The 3,948-nt window shown below is 75.4% G+C and carries 3 protein-coding genes; 2 read left to right on the forward strand and 1 reads right to left on the reverse strand.

The features are described 5' to 3' along the window. Window positions 1-1,057: LLM class flavin-dependent oxidoreductase (locus CTKZ_RS19850; RefSeq protein ID WP_200829845.1), on the forward strand; the 1,057-nt coding region annotated here is incomplete at its 5' end. Window positions 1,058-1,067: 10 nt separating this feature from the next. Next, entirely contained in the window at window positions 1,068-2,408 is a 1,341-nt protein-coding gene (locus CTKZ_RS19855) for an NtaA/DmoA family FMN-dependent monooxygenase (protein WP_124344534.1), read from the forward strand. A gap of 168 nt (window positions 2,409-2,576) precedes the next feature. Here the strand turns inward: CTKZ_RS19855 and CTKZ_RS19860 are convergent, their stop codons facing one another. Continuing rightward, window positions 2,577-3,890: an NtaA/DmoA family FMN-dependent monooxygenase gene (locus CTKZ_RS19860; protein WP_124344535.1), complete on the reverse strand. Its 1,314-nt coding sequence runs from the start codon at window positions 3,888-3,890 to the stop codon at window positions 2,577-2,579. Window positions 3,891-3,948 lie beyond the last annotated feature (58 nt).

Consider the following 3,948-nt stretch of genomic DNA (forward strand, 5'->3'; position numbering starts at 1 on the left):
CGCCCACCCCCGCCCCACCGCCGACGCACTGGGCGCCCGACGGCTGCGCGACGTGGTCGCCGCCGCCGAGAACGCGGGCGTCACGTTCGTGACGTTCGACGACGCGCTCGTGCCGTCGCCCGACGGCGTCGCGGGCCGGCTCGACGCGGTGACCCGCGCCGCGTACGTCGCGCCGCTCACGTCCCGCACGGGACTGGTCCCGCTCGCCCACCCGGCGGTGGTCGAGCCGTTCCACCTCGCGAGCCAGGTCGCCGCGCTCGACCACGCGAGCCTCGGCCGCGCCGGCTGGCTCGTCGGCAGCGGGCCGGTCCCCGGCGCGCGGCGCGCGCTCGACCGGCCCGTCGCCGACGGCCAGGACCTGCGCGACGAGACCGATGACGTCGTGCGCGTCGCACGCGACCTGTGGGACTCGTGGGAGGACGACGCGGTCGTCCGCGACACCGCCACGGGCCGCTACGTCGACCGGGACCGGCTCCACTACGTGGACTTCGCGAGCGGCGGCGACGGCCTGCCCGCCGGGCCGAGCGCCCGCGCCACGCCCGACGGCGTGCGCGCGCCGTTCACCGTGAAGGGGCCTCTCATCGTGCCGCGCGGGCCGCAGGGCCGGCCGGTCGTCGTGGGTCGGCACGCGGCGGTCGACGGCGGCCTGCTCGACGTGGCGCTGGTCGGCGACGTCGCCGACGTGGCCGCGGCCCGCGCCGCGGGGTCCCCGCTCGTCGTCCTCGACCTGGCCGTGACGCTCGACGGCGCGCACGGGACCGCCGCCGAGCGCCGCGCGGTGCTCGACGCACGCACGCCGTGGGACGCGCCGACCGCCTGGACGGGCGACGCCGCCGGGCTCGTCGAGCTGCTGCTCGGGCTGCGCGGCGTCGTCGACGGCGTCCGGCTGCTGCCGGCCGTGCTCGACGTCGACCTCCCGGTGCTCGTCCGTGACGTCCTGCCCGCGCTCCGCGTCGCGCGCGCGACGCCGACGACGCGCCCGGGCGCGACGCTGCGCGACACCCTCGGGCTGCCCCGCCCGGTCAACCGCTACGCCGCCGCCGCGGCGACCGCCTGAGGAGGCCCGCATGTCCGACGTCCCCCGCCCCGACGCCCAGGTCCACCTCGGCGTCTTCTTCCAGGGCGTGAACCACACGACCGTCTGGTCGGACCCCGACAGCGGTTCGCAGACCGACTTCGAGACGTTCCGCCGGGTGGTGCAGACCGCCGAGCGCGGCCTGTTCGACGCGTTCTTCCTCGGCGAGGGCCTGCGCCTCCGGGAGCAGAACGGGCGCCTGCACGACCTCGACGTCGTCGGGCGCCCGGACGCGATCACGCAGCTCGCCGCGCTCGCCGCGGTGACCGAGCGGATCGGCCTGGTCGCGACGCAGAACGTCACCTACAACGACCCGGCCGACCTGGCGCGGCGTCTCGCGAGCCTCGACGTCCTCTCGGGCGGCCGCGCGGCGTGGAACATCGTGACGACCGACAACGCGTGGACGGGCGAGAACTTCCGCCGCGGCGGGTGGCTGGACCACACGCAGCGGTACGAGCGCGCCGCCGAGTTCGTGCAGGCCGCGCAGGCGATCTGGGACGGCTGGACGGACGACGCCCGGCCGACGCCGGTGCACCACGCGGCGACGACGCTCGACGTCGAGGTCACCCCGACCGTCCCGCGCAGCCCGCAGGGCCATCCCGTGCTGTTCCAGGCGGGCGACTCCCCCGACGGCCGCGACTTCGCCGCCCGGCACGCCGAGGTGATCTTCTCGGCGCACGGCACGGACTTCGACGACGCGCTGCGCTTCGCCGACGACGTGCGCGCCCGCACCCGGGCCGCCGGACGACCGGAGGACGACGTCAAGATCCTGCCGGGCACGCAGTTCGTGCTCGCGGACACCGACGCCGAGGCGCGCGACAAGGCGCGCTGGGTCAAGGAGCAGCAGGTCACGCCCGCGACGGCGCTGTCGCTGCTCGGCCAGGTCTGGGGAGAGGACCTGTCGCACCTGGATCCCGACGGCCCGCTCCCGGCGCACGACCCGGTCATCGAGTCGGTCGGCGAGACCCGCGGCTCGCCGCGGCGCGGCGTCAGCCCGGTCGACGTGGCACGCGCGTGGCGGGCACGCGCCGAGGCGGACGGGCTCTCGATCCGGCAGCTCGTGATCGCGCAGGAGCGCGAGCGCGGGTTCGTCGGCTCGCCGCAGACCGTCGCCGACGAGCTGGCCCGCTGGGTGCGGAACGGCGCGTCGGACGGCTTCAACATCACGCCCTGGCTCGTGCCGAGCGGGCTGGACGACGTCGTGGAGCTCCTGGTGCCGGCGCTGCAGGAGCGCGGTGCCTACCGGACCACATACGAGGGGACGACGCTGCGCGAGCACCTCGGTCTGCGCGCGCCGCTGACGCACCGCCTGACGGCGGACGCGACGCGCTGACGCTCCCGCAGCGCGACCGACGGGGTGGGACCTCACCAGGTCCCACCCCGTCGTGGCGTCCCCGCTGCGGCGCCCGCCCACCCACGGCACGACGAGGGGGCGGGACCACGCGGGTCCCGCCCCCTCGCGTCGCCCGGGCCGTCCCTCCCGGTCGTCTGCGCGAGCCGGTCAGAGGCCCAGGTTCCCCCGCAGCGTCGTGCCCGCGTACTCGGTCTTGTAGACGCCGAGGCGTTGCAGGTGCGGAACGACCGCGCGGCCGAACTCGTCGAACGAGCCCGGCACGTGCGTCGGGGTGATGAGGAAGCCGTCCGCGGCGCCGGACCCGAACAGCTCGGCGAGCTGCTCGGCGATCTCCGCACCCGTGCCGACGAGCTGGGGCGTGAGCTCGCTCGTCGAGAACTCGACCGCGGCCTCGCCGATCGTCGCGTTCGCGGCGCGCGGGCCGAGCAGCTCGAGCAGCGCCACGACCGCCCGCCCCTCCGCCTGCCCGTCGGTGGCCCGCTCGTCGAGCACCTTGCGCAGCGGCTCGTCGGCGTCGACGTCACCGAGGTCGAGACGGGAGAACTGGCTGAAGAACTCGATGCCCGCCTCGGGCGTGACGAGCGTGCGCAGGTGGTCGCGTCGCGCGCGGGCGATCTCGGTGCTCTCGCCCACGATCGTCTGCACGGCCGCGAAGAGCCGGATCTTCTCGGGGTCACGACCGGCGGCGCGGGCCTTGGCGCGCAGGTCGTCCTTCTTGGCCTGCAGGTCGGCCTGCGTGCGCTCGATCGCGAAGATCACCTCGCCCCAGCGCGCGCCGAACTCGCGCCCGCGCGGCGAGTCACCGGCCTGGATGATCACCGGACCGCCCTGCGGCGTCGGCGGCAGGTTGAGCGGTCCGCGGACCGCGACGTGCGTGCCCTTGTAGTCGGGGGCCGTGATCAGGTCCGGGTTCGCGAACACGCCGGTCTCCTGGTCGACCACGAGCGCGCCCTCACCCCACGACCGCCACAGCGCCTGCACCGCCTCGACGACCTCGTCGCCACGGTCGTAGAGGGCGTTGCGGTCGAGCTGCTCGACGTCGGGGAAGTTCGCGTAGTTCGCCGGCCCGTTCGACTGGATGACGTTCCACGCGACGCGACCGCCGGACAGGTGGTCGAGGCTCGCCAGGGTCCGCGCGAGGTTGTACGGCGGGTTGAAGCTCGTCGAGAGCGTGACGCCCAGCCCGAGGTTCGTGGTGACCGCGGCGAGCTGCGCCGCGACCTGCGCCGGGTCGTGCTTGATCGCGTTGCTGAGCCCGTGCCGCGCGAACCCGGCGCGGAAGCTCACGGTCTCCGGGATGAACGCGAGGTCGAACTTCGCGGCCTCGAGGGTGCGGGCGGTGTCGTGCAGGAAGTCGCGACCGAGCCAGTCGCGCGTCGAGTACGGGTGGCGCCACGCGCCGGCGAAGTGGCCGCCGGGGAACAGGACGTAGCCGCCGAGGAAGAGCTGTCGCTGGGTCATGAGGTCGTCCTCTCGTCGTGATGGGCAGATCGGGGGCGACGGCGACGCGGGAGCGGTA

The organism is Cellulomonas algicola, assembly GCF_003851725.1.
Classification (GTDB): Bacteria; Actinomycetota; Actinomycetes; order Actinomycetales; family Cellulomonadaceae; genus Cellulomonas; species Cellulomonas algicola.